We start from the raw sequence: 14,411 nt of genomic DNA, 5'->3' as shown, positions 1-14,411 counted from the left end.
CTATTAAATGAGGCCAGAATGAAATCATTCTTAGCATTATACCCGGCTCGCCGATGCGGTTCGATTAGCGAAAACCTAGAAATCAGGTTGCTAAGCGCTGCACTTTAAAGCGCTTTGGGTATATGTATTGCGACTATTTAATATCATGTCGAGTTCCAAACCATAACGTCTTTACACTGCGTAATGTGTAATTTTCAGTTATGTTTTTGTCAATACATGCTACTCAAAATAAGGCGAAAAGTTAGTCTCATCAAAACCTTGCGCCAATTATTCATCGAAACTATTCAAAGACCAAGAATGATAATTATTAAAAATAATCAATCAAGAAATAGTCTTATAAATTAACCATTAGTTCAACTGGACTGAGCAAAATCTCGTCACTATGTTCGTTAATTGATTTTAAATGTTGATATATATCACATTAACGTTCTTGATGATTTAGTAATCCAATCTTTAACCCTTACTTAACAAGTGCCTATTCTGTTCCTTTTTTACGCAAAAGTCGTCATTTTTGTAGATACAGATCAAATACCTGATAGAATACCCTTAGTATTTACAAGAGGATTCGTTATGAGTGTCGAATTAGAAAAAAACCAAGTATGTGAGGCCTGCGGCTGTGCTGGCGAGATAGGCTTTATCATCAAAGAAGGTGACGAAGTTGCCGACGTAACGGTTTTCGCACAGACAAAAACAGAGCTAGAGTCTGAACTACAAAAATACATCGAGCTCGCTAAATCAGTATGTGCTGATGTTGAATACAATGTTTCAGAAATAACCGAAGAATCGAACCAAGCGACGGCTCGATTCAAATTTGAAGTAAGTGCTGAAAAACTTATCTTTGAATTAAAAACTCGCTCACTCGCGCGTTAATGAAAAAAGCGAGCATGATGCTCGCTTTTTATTTTTCCAATCTCTTAATCTTAAACCGCTCTAAATGAAACAGACAACTTCGGCGCGTTTATTTCTCTTTTTTGAACACGACCCACTTTAACGAGCCATTGGTTTCAAAATCGTTCTCAGCGGTACACATCAGTAATACGCCTTCAACATTAATCACGGCCCCTGTGGTGTAGGCTTTATCATCGTAGTAACAGATACGCTGACCTACCTTACCGTCAGCAACTATTAGCGCTTTGTTTTCTGGTGTACTGTATGATTTAGCAAAAACGGAACCCGACAGCAGTACTGCAAAAACACCAGCGGTAAAAATAGATACACTTTTTAACTTCATGAAAATCTCCCTCAAACCTCAATAATACTAACAAGGACCCTTGTGAAGTTCTTGGAAGAATCTCATATTATTCAAATATCTACTGATATTTTTCTCACCTCTACGCTTGAATCTGCTTCACATTCAATCATTTAATTTATCTCATTTTAGTAAGCTTGAAGTTACTTAGCGCAGTAAAGAAGCGCACACTTTTAGCGTGCATCTCTAATTTGAATATTTAAGTTATGAATCAAAAACTGTGAGCAAAAAATGCATAATAGGTTTATTTAAGTATAAGATAAGCACCTGTTGATCTCGGTATTTAACTAAATCTTTGACTATGCGTTTTGTTTCCCTATGCCTTACTTCAATCCTGCTCTGCTCGTCTCCTTTGGCATATGAGCTAGATTACTATTCTAAGTTTGGTCACATCGATAATTACGGCAATCTTGATCTTAGAAACAAGCCTTACACCCAACTCCCCTCTGGCCTAGTGGTAAAGGGCAACTTAAACATCTCACAAACCCCTATCAAAACCTTGCCCAAAGGGCTTGATGTTGAAGGCAGTCTGGAAGCAACTAACAGCGCACTCAAAGTTATTCGCTCAGGAACAAAGATAAAAGGCTATGCAAACCTACTAGGTAGTAAGATCGAAAACTGGCCTAAAGGCATCAAACTAGGCGGTTACCTAAACCTGACAGATACACCGCTAAAAGCGCTTCCAGCTAAACTTCGAGTAAAAGGTGATCTAAGTGTTATTCGCACTCCCATTTCTGATCTTCCTGAAGGATTGGTGGTTGATGGTAATCTTTATATTGGAGGATCTGCGCTGAAAGTATTTCCAGACACAATGACGGTGAAAGGGAATATCTATTTAGGTGGTAACAGGATCACAAAATGGCCCAGCAATTTAACCCTTGGTGGCGCCGTCGCACCTTAAAGAGCAGATAAACAAAAGCCCCGGCAGACCGAGGCTTTAAGGCATTCTGAATCAACGAGTTCAGTGACGAAGATTACTCTTGGTTATTCACAGGATTGGCATAGCTCGCCACCAAATAAGGTCTTGCGCCTTCAGGTAGCTGATCCAACTTATCCGCGAGATGACGCTTAACCGCTTCCGTAATGATGCTCGAATCTTCATGCCCAGCAGCTAACAAGTTGATTGGGTACAACTTGTAGTTGTTGTGAATTTGGCGGTCGATTTCACCAGCAAGAGATTCCGGCGTTTCAAACTCTTGCTCAATCACATCACCAAACGCAACATGTACACGGCCTTTATAGCCAACGATACCTTGAATGATGCTTTCGATATCTTCAAATTCGCCTTTTTCATAGCGGCCATTTTCTGCTTTTTCGTACAGCTCTTTTGCTTTGGCAATGTCACATGGATCATTTTCATAGGCAATCGAGACAGGAACGATTTTCAGAGAACGCGTGTACTCACCAAAGCTGATCTTTTGTTTACGACCTTCAACATGGAACATTTTTAAAATCGCAGGATCAGTAAAGTCGTTTCCATCTTTAGCACGGCCTTCCTTTTGGGCAATCCAAATTGAATTGCCAGTATCAAGCGAATGTTTGATATAGCTTGACAGTTGTCCCAATGCTTTCATCATTTCTCTAGGCGCTTTAGCAGAGCGCTTAACGATGAAGCTCTTATTGAGTCGCATCAATTCTGTCGCACATGGCTTCTTCAGCAGGTTATCGCCAATCGCTATACGAACTGTACGGTGCCCACTTTGGTACAAGCCATAATTTACGAGCGCAGGGTCCATCGCAATATCACGGTGGTTAGAAACGAATAGGTATGACGTGTTTTTATCCAGCTTATCCAAACCAGAAAAAGTGACGCCATCCGTTGTCTTATTCAATGTATCTTTCAGATACTTCTTCACTTCAATCTGAATAGCTTCGACAGAATCAAGCTTGCTCCACTTGGCTTTCAGGTAGATGCGCAGGATCGGGCTCATTAGCGTTTTGAACCATGCTGCTTTATTAGCAAAGCGATGTTCTAGGATAGCAGTGATAAATTCATCATCTTGGATTAGACGATCCAGCGCTGCTGGAATTTCTTCGTCGTTGTAAGGACGAATTTCAATATAAGGATCGATATTGGCTGTCATTGTTCATTACATATCAAAAAAAGCTGGCACATTTTACGCATAGTTTTGCTGACAAGCAGCATTTCAACCCATACTTTTAACATGGTCATACCAGTTAAGCCACCATTTATCATGCTAAAAAATTCTCTCAGCAGGTTGGAATCGTATGGGTTTAACGTTACCCTTAGCGCCAAAAAACACTGGTACTCATAATGAACTACGCAATTGAATTTCACGACGCTAAATACCCCTTTCTTGATGTAGCTGCGCGTAAAAAAGCACTGAAGCACAGTCTACTATCTGTCATCGAAGGGTTAGCCGTCATTAAATTGGGTAAGCAGGAGTATGCCATTGAACCAGGCCAATATTTTTGGATTCCTCAAGGATGTTTGAGCTCCCTCACCTTTTTACCTAATTCTCGTGTATATCGTTGTGATTTTTCTGTGCGTTTAAATGACGACTTCTCACAACAGGCGGGCTTTGTGAAGCCTTCACCACTACTAAAAGCGCTCGTCGAGAAGCTAGCAACAACAGCCGAACGCTCGGATCTACAAACCGATCTACTGACAGTAGTAAGACATGAAGTATTGACGCTGTCTCCTAAACTAGCGCACTCAACGTTAACGAGAACCATCAATCAATGGACTCCTGGCTGTGACATGAATATTTCTAAAGAGCTTTGCTTGGTACTAACACTACGTGAAGCAAGAAAAATGAAACTGTCGGGGAAGAAGGAAGAGCAAATTGTTGACTCTCTTTTTGCTGGTAACACCGAAGAATATGAACAGCTTTGCTTTTTAGTCTTTGGAGAAGCGCTATAACTTGCTCTTCAACAAGCTACGTCTTCAGCATTACGGACACAGAAAGTAGAGATTCAAGTAAAAGCAAAAAGGGCGTACATTGATAATGTACGCCCTTTTTTCATTTGCTTGAGGTGTCTAGAAAGGTACCTCTATCTGCATCATCCAGTCAGCGTCATAATATTCGTGCCAACGATAATCAAACCGCATTCTTGGCTGTCCGTCGGATTTATCACCAAAACCAACGCTGAACATCAACCCGTGACTACGAAGCCACTCTTCTGTATCCATTTTACTCTCTTCGTCTCGAAGCTCTTCCGGCATCCAAAAACCAAGACCAAAGTAATTCTTTTCTAAGTTTTGAGTTAGAAGTGGGGTGTCTTCCGGCTTAATCGCCCACTCCTCCCAATAGTTTTCTGTTGGTCCTTCAAGCTTCGCTTCCGCTGCATACCAAATCAATGCTTCAGTACTTAACACGCCGATGGAATCTAAAATTTCTTCACAGATTGGAAGCGTGTTATCTTCAAACACCACGGAACGATCAGAAAAATAGTTACACGCGGAATGAGCTTGTGTCACCACAAGCAGCGCACATGCACTAAATAAAACGACTCTGACCATGAAAATCTGACCTCTCAGTTCCCAGACAATGTTTCTCTGTATAAGCCTTTACTAAGTAATAAATCACGTACGGAAGGTGTTGTATAGGCGCCGATCTCTTCACCCTCGGCCAATGCTTTGCGAATATCCGTGCTTCTGACTTTTACTTTTTCAGGACATGCCATAACAGTCCAACGTTCCGTAATCTCTTCAGCTCTACTAAATTTAGCAAATTTGAAGAAATTATCAGGACCAATGACAAAAGTTATATCGGCAGTTGGGTAGATTTCTTGAATTTTTTCTAACAACGCATAGGTCGTCACACTTTGTCCAGGTTGGTATAAAGCTTGCTCTGCATCAGAACGCTGAACATTAGAAAGCCCCATATCCTTGATGAACACATCAACCATTTTGCACCGAGTTGGGTAATCAAGCATGTTCTTGCCCCAAGCGTGTGCAATGCTTGGCTCAAGTAGCACAAGATCAAAGTGGCTCAAAGACTCAATAACACTTTTATGCCCTAAACTAGGTGGGTTAAATGCACTACCAAAAATGGCGATTTTTTTCATATCCGGTGATTACCTGGTTGAAGAGAGTTTTCTAATCTGATGATTTCGGTATGATACTACTAATCTTTACAGCTTTTGACCCTAAAGTCGCGTTTAATGAGCCTCAACTGTATGGTTTATCACCATTTGAGCAAATGCGCTTTAGAGTCTGAAATATTTGCAGGAAAAGGAACCCTAAATGGAACAATCCATCCGTGACGAAATGCGCGTACTCCCTTCAATTGATCCGCATTTTGAAATTGAACGCCGTGTCGCTTTTATTAAGCGTAAATTGCAAGAAGCGGGCTGTAAGTCTCTTGTTCTTGGCATCAGCGGTGGCGTTGACTCAACGACATGTGGTCGTTTAGCTCAGTTGGCTGTAGACCAACTAAACGAAGAAGCGGGCAACAATAGCTACCAATTTATCGCAGTTCGCCTGCCTTACGGGGAGCAAAACGATGAAGATGAGGCTCAGCTCGCTCTGTCTTTTATCCAGCCAACCCATTCTGTATCGGTGAACATCAAAGCAGGTGTTGACGGGCTTCATTCAGCTTCTCACGTTGCATTAGAAGGCACAGATCTTCTACCAACTGATGCAGCAAAAGTCGACTTCGTAAAAGGCAATGTAAAAGCGCGTGCTCGCATGGTTGCTCAATACGAGATCGCGGGCTACGTAGGCGGCCTTGTTCTTGGTACTGATCACTCAGCAGAAAACATCACTGGTTTCTACACTAAATTTGGTGATGGCGCTTGTGACATGGCACCATTGTTCGGATTAAGTAAGCGCCAAGTTCGTGAAGTGGCTGCTACATTGGGTGCACCTGAGCAACTAGTGAAGAAAGTGCCAACGGCAGACTTAGAAGAGCTTGCTCCACAGAAAGCAGACGAAGATGCCCTAAGCCTAACTTACGAGCAAATCGACGACTTCTTAGAGGGCAAACCTGTTCCACAGCAAGTGAGTGACCGTCTGGTAGCGATTTACAAAGCAACGCAGCACAAACGCCAGCCAATCCCGACGATTTACGACTAAGCGATATTTTCAGCTCTCTTTAAAACTCAAAACGCTGCTAAAAATAGCAGCGTTTTTTTGTCTAGGAACAGTTTTTGTCGAAGGAAAAAGGTGCTCTCGCCTAGTTGGTTACTGTTACGTCCGTCTCTGGCACAGCACAACACGCCAATACGGTTCCCATTGCACGTTCCTCATCAGTCAACGCGGGCACGTCCGGATGATGTACTTGACCCGACGTAAGCTGAACTTTACAGGCACCACATAAGCCTGCACGACAGCTATTGCTGATGACCGTCCCAGCATCTTCGAGCTGATCTAACAACGTTTTTTGGTTGTTGCCTACGAATTTAGTTCCATTAAAGTCAATAGAGAGACTTTTCTCTCGCTTTGACGTAAGAGAAGAAACTCCAAACGCTTCTTGATGGTAGTTTTCCTCTGGCAGCCCTTTTCTTAGTAGAAGACTTTTTGCTTTATCCATAAAGCCATCCGGGCCACACACAAACACCTGCCGCTGTTCAACATCTTTGATTTGCTTAATGTGTGACAAACTTAAACGCCCTTTCAAACCAAACCAATCAACAGCAGGTTGCGTTAAACAGACTTTTACTTCTAGCCCTGGGTGCTCACGCTTTAACTGCTCCAACTCTGAGCGACAAGGAATATCATTCTCGGTGCGACATTGATGGTAGAAAACCACATTATCCAACTGATTGTGATCCGCTAAGTAACGCACCATTGATAACATTGGTGTTACTCCGCTACCCGCAGAGAGTAACAGCAGAGGCTGCGCTTCATGCGTTTTAAGGTGGAACTGACCGTCAGGTTGTTCTGCCTCTAAAACATCACCGACTTGTAAGTTGTCTAAGAGTGAGTTAGAGACTCTTCCACCCGCGATACGCTTTACAGAAATAGCATAACGACCCGGGCGAGAAGGACTGGATGATAAGGTATAGCGTCGACCCACTTTCTTACCATCAATATTCACCTCTATTGGCAGGTGTTGTCCTGGCAAGTAATTAGGCAACGAACCTTTGTTTGGCTCTAACCATAAGGTCACAAAGTCTTGGGCAATTTCTTCACGCTCAACACATGTTAACGTCATGCGCACTGGCGAGTTATCTGCGTAAAACTCCGGCTCTTTGTACTCCAATACTTCAACTTTATCGCCTTGACGAATAATGCCTTCATTTCGCGCGACAAGATTCTGGCCAAAGAACACACCACCGACATCGTTTGCACGGAACTGTTGCAAGGTTTTGAGCGGCTCTTTGCTCTCACGGAATGTGCCTCTTTGGGTATTCACCGTAGTCAGGATACAGCGCTCGCAAGGTTTGAGAGACTCAAACTCTACCTCACCGATTCGTATGCGCTTCCATGAATCTTCTTCAAATGGCTTAGTATCAGAGACAACTAAGTTAGTACGAAACTGATCCATTGAGTGTAGCTCTGAACTTCTTCGGTTCAGCTCATCAAGTGAAGCTTGGCTGATCACTAAAACCGGATAACCATCAGCAAAACTGACGTTTTGACCTAGCTTTTCACGGACACGATTCGATTGCTCACCACTAAACAACAACTCAACGCGCTGCCCCAACACACGACTAAACCAGTCATCTGCATCATCTGTCGTGGTATAGGCAGTAAACGTATCTTTCCAAACCGTTGCAGGTGTCTCCTGCATTTTGAAATCTTGGTAACGGATTTTAAGTGGCTCCATACCCAAACTACTAAACACCACTCCATCGGACAATAAGGCAGACTTAATGGTTACCATTTGCGGATACTTTCGCGCAGTGATCATCGAGCCATCAGCTTTCGCAATCATAAAGCGACGATCGAAGCTCAATCCTTGCTTCTCAACCCATACGGACGACAGCGATAATCCGCCAACTGACTTAACCGGAAAAACATTAATTTGGGATAAAACGGGTTGCGACATAGCCTTCTTCCTACGGGTGTTTTTTATTTGTTGCGGTATTGTATACTCAAATCACATTAAGTTGCAGAGTCTGCTGCCTCTTCATCCATTTCAACTTTCTCGAAACCATATTCTTATAAATTTGGTTTTAGTGACAAGTATTTACTACACTCAATATTCGCGTTTTTTAACACCGTTCTGACCAAATACCGTTTGATAAAGTGTGATACGACACACATAATTCACCCAAGTTATCACTACTCCCATTTATCGATTTGGAGCTTAATTATGGATACAAGAAAACTGGTTCTGATTTTGTTATGTATCTTTCTTCCGCCTGTCGCGGTGTTTATGGAGAAAGGTCTAAATAAAGACTTTTTGATTAATCTAATATTGACGTGTTTCTTCTTTCTACCAGGTACGATCCACGCGCTTTGGTTAACAATGAAGTAACCACTTACACTCTCACTCTTTATAAAATTGAAAAATGGGATGAAATATGAGGGCAATTCCTCTATCATCCTGTCGCCTAAGCGCAAGCGTTTGCTCAAAAGCAAATACGGCGCTTAGGCTCCAATCAGACAACTTTTCAATGGTGGGAGCAATTAATGACAACACTGACTATCACTCGTCCTGACGACTGGCACGTTCACTTACGCGATGGGGAAGTTCTTAAAGACACCGTTCGCGACATCAGCCGCTACAATGGCCGTGCGCTGATTATGCCAAATACCGTCCCACCTGTTACTACAACTGAGCTCGCCCTAGCCTACCGTGACCGAATTCTCAAAGAGCAACATGGCGAACAGTTTAAGCCTTTAATGGCGCTTTACCTTACAGATAACACGACACCAGACGAAATACGTAAGGCTAAAGCAACCGGACACATTGTTGCTGCCAAGCTCTATCCTGCTGGCGCCACAACAAACTCAGATTCCGGTGTGACCAATGCGAAAAACATTTATCACGTTTTAGAAGCAATGGAAGAAGTCGGAATGTTACTTCTAGTTCATGGCGAAGTAACACATCACGATATTGATATCTTCGACCGAGAGAAAGAATTCCTTGATACTGTCCTCGCTCCTATCGTCAATGACTTCCCTAATCTTAAAATCGTTCTAGAACATATCACCACCGCCGACGCAGCAAACTTCGTTAGCAACGCCTCAGACAACGTAGCGGCTACCATCACTGCCCACCACCTTCTTTTCAACCGTAACCACATGCTTGTGGGTGGTATTAAACCTCATTTCTACTGTTTGCCAATTCTTAAGCGCGGAACCCACCAGCAAGCGCTGATCGAAGCAGCAACTAGTGGTAGCAAGAAGTTTTTCCTAGGTACAGACTCAGCGCCACATGCGAAAGGGGCAAAAGAATCGGCTTGCGGTTGTGCTGGTTCTTACACTGCACACGCAGCGCTAGAGCTTTATGCAGAAGTCTTCGAAAAAGAAGGCAAGTTGGAAAACTTGGAAGCTTTCGCAAGCTTCAACGGTCCTGATTTTTACGGCATTGCACGTAACACAGATACGGTAACGTTAGAAAAATCCGCTTGGGATGTGCCAGAAACGATGCCATTTGGCAATGATATCGTTGTGCCTATTCGCGCAAATGAACAGATCGAGTGGAAAGTGAAGTAAGTACTTTACTGACGTTTCACCCATAAAACAGGGTCATGCTTTTTGTAAAAAGAAGTCATGACCCTTGTTATTATCGTCTCATGTTTTAGATGTGATTATTGACCACGAAGCTTTTCAACCATCGTCCATACCGCAACCACAACCAACCCCGCCACAAAGCCGATAATACCGTTCAATAAAATAGGCAAAATGGCTGTAGCAACCGAATGACCACTAAAGTTCATAATAATCGGCTCTACAAAGTGATGAATGGCTGGCACGTTGTGCACCACAATTCCTCCACCAACCAAAAACATCGCAGCAGTTCCTACAATGGTTAACAACTTCATCAACTTTGGTGCAAAAGCGACCAAGGCCCCTCCGACTTTCGCCACCCAACCTTTACCGTTTGAGCGACTTTCAAGGTAAAGGCCTAAATCATCTAGCTTCACAATCCCAGCGACTAGTCCATAAACTCCAACCGTCATAATCACTGCAATTAAACTGACAACTAAAATTTGCGTAACAAGACTGGCTCCTGTCACGGTACCTAACGCAATCACGATGATCTCTGCTGAAAGGATAAAGTCTGTTCGAATCGCCCCAGAAACTTTACGCTTTTCATACTCTTCTATCGACTCGCCAGTATTAACTAGCTCCTCTTTTTCTTCGTGCGGATGCGAGTGAGGAAACACTTTCTCAAGTACTTTCTCTGCACCTTCAAAGCAGAGAAATAAGCCGCCAATTAGCAATAATGGCATGATAAGCCATGGAATAATGGCGCTAATAAGTAAAGCTGAAGGAACTAAAATCAATTTATTTTTGAATGAGCCTTTTGCAACCGCCCAAACCACTGGAATCTCTCGCTCAGATGCAACACCAGACACTTGTTGAGCGTTTAACGCTAGATCATCTCCCAACACACCTGCGGTTTTCTTTGCCGCCATTTTTGACATTAAGGCGACATCATCAAGCACCGTGGCAATATCATCCAACAGTGTGAGTAAACTTGCTCCAGCCATTTTTGGTCTCTTATATGAAATTGAGTAAGTAACAAAATGTAACACCAATGAATCACTCATCAAAGTGATGATTTTGCAAAGAAGACCACCCCAAATGGTGTTTTATATTGCCGTAAAGATAAGACAGGTCTAGTCTTGTGATACCTTTCAGCAGTCAAAAGAAAAAGTATAGATGAAAAGTGGATACATTTACCCGATCGGTACTCCTGGCCAACCTTGGAACGAAGAAGAACGTAAAGCTTGGTTAGCAACGCAAGAAGTAAAACGTAGCTACCAAGATGAAGTCGTCAGTAAAATCGATGCCCTACGCGAGCGTTTTGATGTTGAACAATATGGTGCGCTCTCATACAACGAGGCACGCTTCCCTCTGTTTTGTATCAAAACACGCAATTGGGATTCAACTAAACCTGTTGTGTTGGTCACAGGCGGCGTGCACGGTTACGAAACCAGCGGTGTACATGGCGCATTAAAGTTTGTAGAAACAGAAGCAGAGCGCTATGCAGAGCATTTCAATATTGTCGTTGTACCCTGCGTAAGCCCTTGGGGTTACGAGGTGATCAACCGCTGGAATCCAAACGCGATTGATCCAAACCGCTCTTTCTATAAGGATAGCCCTGCCGAAGAGTCCGCTAACCTCATAAAGCTAGTTGCAACTTTAGGCGATGTGTTAATGCACATTGATCTACATGAAACGACAGATTCTGACGAAACTGAGTTCCGTCCAGCCTTAGCTGCTCGTGATGGTATTGAGTACATTGAAGGTATGATCCCAGATGGCTTTTACACGGTGGGAGATAGTGAAAACCCTCAGCCTGACTTCCAAAAAGCGGTCATTGAGTCAGTTGCAAAAGTGACTCACATTGCACCAGCAGATGAAAACGGCGAAATCATTGGTTCACCCGTCGTACAGTTTGGCGTTATCAACTACCCAATGGTAAAACTGGGCCTGTGTGGCGGCGTAACAAATTGCGTTTACGGCACGACAACGGAAGTGTACCCAGACAGCCCAACAGTGACCGACGAAGAATGTAACGATGCACAGGTTGCAGCCGTAGTTGGTGGTTTGAATTACATAATAGCTCAGCTATAACAATCGATTCTTGTATTGCTCCGGTGTCATGCCGGAGTATTTCTTGAACATCGCGATAAAAGGGCTAGCTTGGTTATAACCTAACGTCAGAGCGACTTCTTTTACGGTCTGCCCTTTACGCAGCAACTCCATAGAATGTAAATATCGCACACGTAAGCGCCACTCAGTAAAGCTCATTCCTAACTCACTCTGGCAATGTCTCGCTAACGTGCGTTCTGTGGTATGCACTTTTGCCGCCCACTCCGCCAAACTGATCTCATCCGTCGGCGATTCTTCTACTGCTTTTAAAATCGGTTCAAGATACTTATTGTCGGTAGTCGGTAAAAAGTGATGTTCGACTTCTTGCTTTGCAAGCTGGTCCAATAACACTTGTACCAAGCGCTTGTCTTCATCAGTTTGCGCCACATTAATGTCTCGCTGACGAAAGTCCTCAATAATAGATGACACGATTGGAGTCACTTTGATCAAGCTCGTTTTAGTTGGAAAATGCGCCGTCAATTCAGGGGCAATATTCAAAGAACAATATTCGATTGGCTTACGGTTGTAGCTAGTGTGACGAATTCCGGCGGGAACCCAAATAGCAAGATGTGGAGGTGCTAGAAATCTTGTGTCTTCTGCATCCATCTCCAGAATCCCACCGCTGATCAGTTGCACTTGCCCCCAAGGGTGGCTATGAATTCGTGTTTCTGTATTAGAGAGAAACGCTTCGAAATTCATAAATACATCTGATGGCGCACGATCGATTGATAAGGAGGGGTGAAGATTTCTGGCGCTCTTTTTCAAAATTGTCTTCCTATCGCTTACGATGTCTTTTAAGAGATACTTTTTATTATAAAGACCTGCCAGACTAGCGCCATCAATAATTGTGCTATAGGGTTCTCATGATTTATTTACTTCCGTTTTTCACCGTTATGATTTGGGGTGGTAACTCAATTGTGAACAAGATGGCTGCGAGCGCCATTGAACCAAGTGCGATGAGTTTCTACCGTTGGTTTGTCGCAATGGTACTCCTAACGCCATTTTGCCTGCCTGCAATCATCAAACAACGACACATTACTCGACCTTACTTAGCTAAGTTGGCGTTTCTTGCGTTACTTGGTATGGTTCTCAACCAGTCACTTGGATACTATGCCGGTTTAACAACAACGGCCTCTAATATGGCCCTGATCACCTCTTTAGTTCCTTTGATCAGTGTGTTTTTAAGTGTCCCATTGCTCGGTAAATCTATATCAATGTTAAGTATCGTCGGTGGTGTCATTTCGCTCGGCGGCTTAGCATTTATGCTTGGTCACGGTGATATCACTTACTTTTTACATCAAGACTTAACGCAAGGTGACAGCTTAATGCTCGTTGCTGCCATGGTATACGCGGCTTATTGTGTTCTGCTAAAACGCTGGAAAATGCCATTCAGTAGTTTGACTCTGGTTTACATGCAGGGCTTCTTTTCTGTTTTGATGCTCACACCACTTTGGCTCTCTAGTGAGCAACTGTTACCAAGCCAAGACGCGCTACCATTAATCGCTTATGCTGGTATTGCTGCTTCCATTTTCGCGCCGCTGATGTGGGTCAAAGCGATTGATTCAATTGGTGCTGATTCAAGTGCTATGTTCATGAACCTAATGCCTGTGGTTTCCGTCATACTTGCTTCAACACTAATTGGTGAGAAAATTTACACTTACCACATTATTGGTGGGTTGTTAGTCATCTCTGGCGTTATCTTGTCGCAAATAAAAGTAAGACAGAGAAAACCATTGTCCAATTCTGAGATTGCCTCTACCGCCAATTAACATCTACACCCCAAGCCACAGAACTACGCTGTGGCTTGTCACTTCCAGCGTTCGAATAAAAGTTAATATTTTGTTTCATTCGCTATTCCCGAAAATTCATCTTGCTGCTAAATTGGGAAAACAATAACCCATCAAGGAAAGACAGATGAGCAGTGGTCAAAGAGACATTACCCTTCGCTTTTTAGCAGAACCCAGCGACGTAAATTTTGGCGGAAAAGTGCACGGCGGCGCCGTAATGAAATGGATCGACTTGGCAGCATACGCCTGCTCTGCAGCGTGGAGTGGTAAATATTGCATTACCGCATATGCTGGCGGCATTCGGTTTGTTGCGCCGATTCATGTCGGCAACTTAGTCGAAGTTAGCGCGAAAGTCATTTATACCGGACGAAGCTCAATGCACATTGCGATTGACGTGCAAGCTAGTGATCCAAAGCAAATGAAAAACAGACTCACCACTCACTGTATCGTTATCATGGTTGCTGTAGATGAAAACGGAAAACCAACCGATGTACCGAAATGGATTCCAGAGTCAGATGAAGACAAAGCCTTAGAGCAATCCGCTATCCGTCTTATGAACATGCGTAAAGAGATTGGGGAAGAAATGGAAGCACACGTTAAATATCTCAAGTAACTGGCATCCGTTAAGAACGCTATTAAGTACCTCAACGTTACCTAGACCCAGAGTGTGGAGCAACATCATGGTTTTGCC

Annotated in this window: 16 protein-coding genes; 9 read left to right on the top strand and 7 right to left on the bottom strand. The window is 43.2% G+C overall.

Translation table 11 applies throughout. The features are described from left to right. The first annotated feature begins 570 nt into the window (after positions 1 to 570). Positions 571 to 870 carry a YfcZ/YiiS family protein gene (locus R7E00_RS17615; protein WP_005375307.1) on the top strand — a complete coding sequence of 100 codons (300 nt, stop codon included), beginning with the start codon at positions 571 to 573 and terminating at the stop codon, positions 868 to 870. Between the two features lie 88 nt (positions 871 to 958). On the opposite strand, the gene R7E00_RS17610 is transcribed toward R7E00_RS17615, so the two are convergent. After that, on the bottom strand, positions 959 to 1,231 hold the full coding sequence (locus R7E00_RS17610; RefSeq protein ID WP_025768510.1) for a YnjH family protein: 273 nt from the start codon (positions 1,229 to 1,231) through the stop codon (positions 959 to 961). Positions 1,232 to 1,550: 319 nt separating this feature from the next. On the opposite strand from R7E00_RS17610, the gene R7E00_RS17605 reads away from it, so the two are divergent. Continuing rightward, the gene (locus tag R7E00_RS17605; protein WP_005375305.1) at positions 1,551 to 2,150 is read left to right on the top strand and encodes a hypothetical protein; all 600 of its coding nucleotides are present in this window, start codon (positions 1,551 to 1,553) and stop codon (positions 2,148 to 2,150) included. 73 nt (positions 2,151 to 2,223) lie between these two features. Here R7E00_RS17605 and R7E00_RS17600 read toward each other — a convergent pair whose 3' ends face one another. Further along, positions 2,224 to 3,333, bottom strand: coding sequence for a 1-acyl-sn-glycerol-3-phosphate acyltransferase (locus R7E00_RS17600; protein ID WP_005375304.1), 1,110 nt, complete (start codon positions 3,331 to 3,333; stop codon positions 2,224 to 2,226). A gap of 191 nt (positions 3,334 to 3,524) precedes the next feature. Between R7E00_RS17600 and R7E00_RS17595 the strand changes: the two genes are divergently transcribed. After that, the gene (locus tag R7E00_RS17595) at positions 3,525 to 4,133 is read left to right on the top strand and encodes a hypothetical protein (protein ID WP_005375302.1); all 609 of its coding nucleotides are present in this window, start codon (positions 3,525 to 3,527) and stop codon (positions 4,131 to 4,133) included. 117 nt (positions 4,134 to 4,250) lie between these two features. Here the strand turns inward: R7E00_RS17595 and R7E00_RS17590 are convergent, their stop codons facing one another. Beyond that, a complete protein-coding gene (locus tag R7E00_RS17590) occupies positions 4,251 to 4,733 on the bottom strand; it encodes a hypothetical protein (protein ID WP_017635276.1) in 483 nt (160 codons plus the stop codon). Positions 4,734 to 4,747: 14 nt separating this feature from the next. Continuing rightward, on the bottom strand, positions 4,748 to 5,281 hold the full coding sequence (locus tag R7E00_RS17585; RefSeq protein WP_065275432.1) for a nicotinate-nicotinamide nucleotide adenylyltransferase: 534 nt from the start codon (positions 5,279 to 5,281) through the stop codon (positions 4,748 to 4,750). A gap of 178 nt (positions 5,282 to 5,459) precedes the next feature. Between R7E00_RS17585 and nadE the strand changes: the two genes are divergently transcribed. Continuing rightward, on the top strand, positions 5,460 to 6,290 hold the full coding sequence (gene nadE / locus R7E00_RS17580; RefSeq protein ID WP_262605982.1) for an ammonia-dependent NAD(+) synthetase: 831 nt from the start codon (positions 5,460 to 5,462) through the stop codon (positions 6,288 to 6,290). Between the two features lie 100 nt (positions 6,291 to 6,390). Here nadE and R7E00_RS17575 read toward each other — a convergent pair whose 3' ends face one another. Continuing rightward, complete coding sequence (locus R7E00_RS17575; RefSeq protein WP_258481726.1) at positions 6,391 to 8,208, bottom strand: hybrid-cluster NAD(P)-dependent oxidoreductase; 1,818 nt, start codon at positions 8,206 to 8,208, stop codon at positions 6,391 to 6,393. A 267-nt stretch (positions 8,209 to 8,475) separates the two neighbouring features. Here R7E00_RS17575 and R7E00_RS17570 point away from each other — a divergent pair, with 267 nt between their 5' ends. Continuing rightward, positions 8,476 to 8,640 (top strand): YqaE/Pmp3 family membrane protein, encoded by a 165-nt coding sequence (locus tag R7E00_RS17570; RefSeq protein WP_005375297.1) that lies wholly within the window; start codon positions 8,476 to 8,478, stop codon positions 8,638 to 8,640. Positions 8,641 to 8,795: 155 nt separating this feature from the next. Further along, positions 8,796 to 9,824 carry a dihydroorotase gene (gene pyrC, locus R7E00_RS17565; RefSeq protein ID WP_154203975.1) on the top strand — a complete coding sequence of 343 codons (1,029 nt, stop codon included), beginning with the start codon at positions 8,796 to 8,798 and terminating at the stop codon, positions 9,822 to 9,824. A 95-nt stretch (positions 9,825 to 9,919) separates the two neighbouring features. Here the strand turns inward: pyrC and R7E00_RS17560 are convergent, their stop codons facing one another. Further along, positions 9,920 to 10,825, bottom strand: a complete 906-nt coding sequence (locus tag R7E00_RS17560) for a DUF808 domain-containing protein (protein WP_017821242.1) — start codon at positions 10,823 to 10,825, stop codon at positions 9,920 to 9,922. Between the two features lie 172 nt (positions 10,826 to 10,997). Here R7E00_RS17560 and R7E00_RS17555 point away from each other — a divergent pair, with 172 nt between their 5' ends. Continuing rightward, entirely contained in the window at positions 10,998 to 11,915 is a 918-nt protein-coding gene (locus tag R7E00_RS17555; RefSeq protein WP_025768514.1) for a M14 family metallocarboxypeptidase, read from the top strand. On the opposite strand, the gene R7E00_RS17550 is transcribed toward R7E00_RS17555, so the two are convergent. Continuing rightward, positions 11,910 to 12,698, bottom strand: coding sequence for an AraC family transcriptional regulator (locus R7E00_RS17550; protein ID WP_005385013.1), 789 nt, complete (start codon positions 12,696 to 12,698; stop codon positions 11,910 to 11,912). The genes R7E00_RS17555 and R7E00_RS17550 overlap by 6 nt on opposite strands. A 98-nt stretch (positions 12,699 to 12,796) precedes the next feature. On the opposite strand from R7E00_RS17550, the gene R7E00_RS17545 reads away from it, so the two are divergent. Both R7E00_RS17545 and R7E00_RS17540 read left to right on the top strand, forming a co-directional pair. Then, entirely contained in the window at positions 12,797 to 13,702 is a 906-nt protein-coding gene (locus tag R7E00_RS17545) for a DMT family transporter (protein WP_042521576.1), read from the top strand. A gap of 145 nt (positions 13,703 to 13,847) precedes the next feature. Then, the gene (locus R7E00_RS17540) at positions 13,848 to 14,333 is read left to right on the top strand and encodes an acyl-CoA thioesterase (protein ID WP_005375279.1); all 486 of its coding nucleotides are present in this window, start codon (positions 13,848 to 13,850) and stop codon (positions 14,331 to 14,333) included. The last annotated feature ends 78 nt before the right edge of the window (positions 14,334 to 14,411 follow it).

This window comes from Vibrio sp. Vb1755 (assembly GCF_033338635.1).
Taxonomy (GTDB): Bacteria; Pseudomonadota; Gammaproteobacteria; order Enterobacterales; family Vibrionaceae; genus Vibrio; species Vibrio alginolyticus.
This window is presented reverse-complemented; position numbering and strand designations above follow the sequence as displayed.

Coding starts and splice junctions, on each gene's coding strand:
- R7E00_RS17595 (WP_005375302.1), top strand. CDS start 3,525: ATGAACTACGCAATTGAATTTCACGACGCTAAATACCCCTTTCTTGAT.
- pyrC (WP_154203975.1), top strand. CDS start 8,796: ATGACAACACTGACTATCACTCGTCCTGACGACTGGCACGTTCACTTA.
- R7E00_RS17560 (WP_017821242.1), bottom strand. CDS start 10,825: ATGGCTGGAGCAAGTTTACTCACACTGTTGGATGATATTGCCACGGTG.
- R7E00_RS17540 (WP_005375279.1), top strand. CDS start 13,848: ATGAGCAGTGGTCAAAGAGACATTACCCTTCGCTTTTTAGCAGAACCC.
- R7E00_RS17575 (WP_258481726.1), bottom strand. CDS start 8,208: ATGTCGCAACCCGTTTTATCCCAAATTAATGTTTTTCCGGTTAAGTCA.
- R7E00_RS17590 (WP_017635276.1), bottom strand. CDS start 4,733: ATGGTCAGAGTCGTTTTATTTAGTGCATGTGCGCTGCTTGTGGTGACA.
- R7E00_RS17600 (WP_005375304.1), bottom strand. CDS start 3,333: ATGACAGCCAATATCGATCCTTATATTGAAATTCGTCCTTACAACGAC.
- nadE (WP_262605982.1), top strand. CDS start 5,460: ATGGAACAATCCATCCGTGACGAAATGCGCGTACTCCCTTCAATTGAT.
- R7E00_RS17570 (WP_005375297.1), top strand. CDS start 8,476: ATGGATACAAGAAAACTGGTTCTGATTTTGTTATGTATCTTTCTTCCG.
- R7E00_RS17555 (WP_025768514.1), top strand. CDS start 10,998: ATGAAAAGTGGATACATTTACCCGATCGGTACTCCTGGCCAACCTTGG.
- R7E00_RS17610 (WP_025768510.1), bottom strand. CDS start 1,231: ATGAAGTTAAAAAGTGTATCTATTTTTACCGCTGGTGTTTTTGCAGTA.
- R7E00_RS17615 (WP_005375307.1), top strand. CDS start 571: ATGAGTGTCGAATTAGAAAAAAACCAAGTATGTGAGGCCTGCGGCTGT.
- R7E00_RS17605 (WP_005375305.1), top strand. CDS start 1,551: ATGCGTTTTGTTTCCCTATGCCTTACTTCAATCCTGCTCTGCTCGTCT.
- R7E00_RS17585 (WP_065275432.1), bottom strand. CDS start 5,281: ATGAAAAAAATCGCCATTTTTGGTAGTGCATTTAACCCACCTAGTTTA.
- R7E00_RS17545 (WP_042521576.1), top strand. CDS start 12,797: ATGATTTATTTACTTCCGTTTTTCACCGTTATGATTTGGGGTGGTAAC.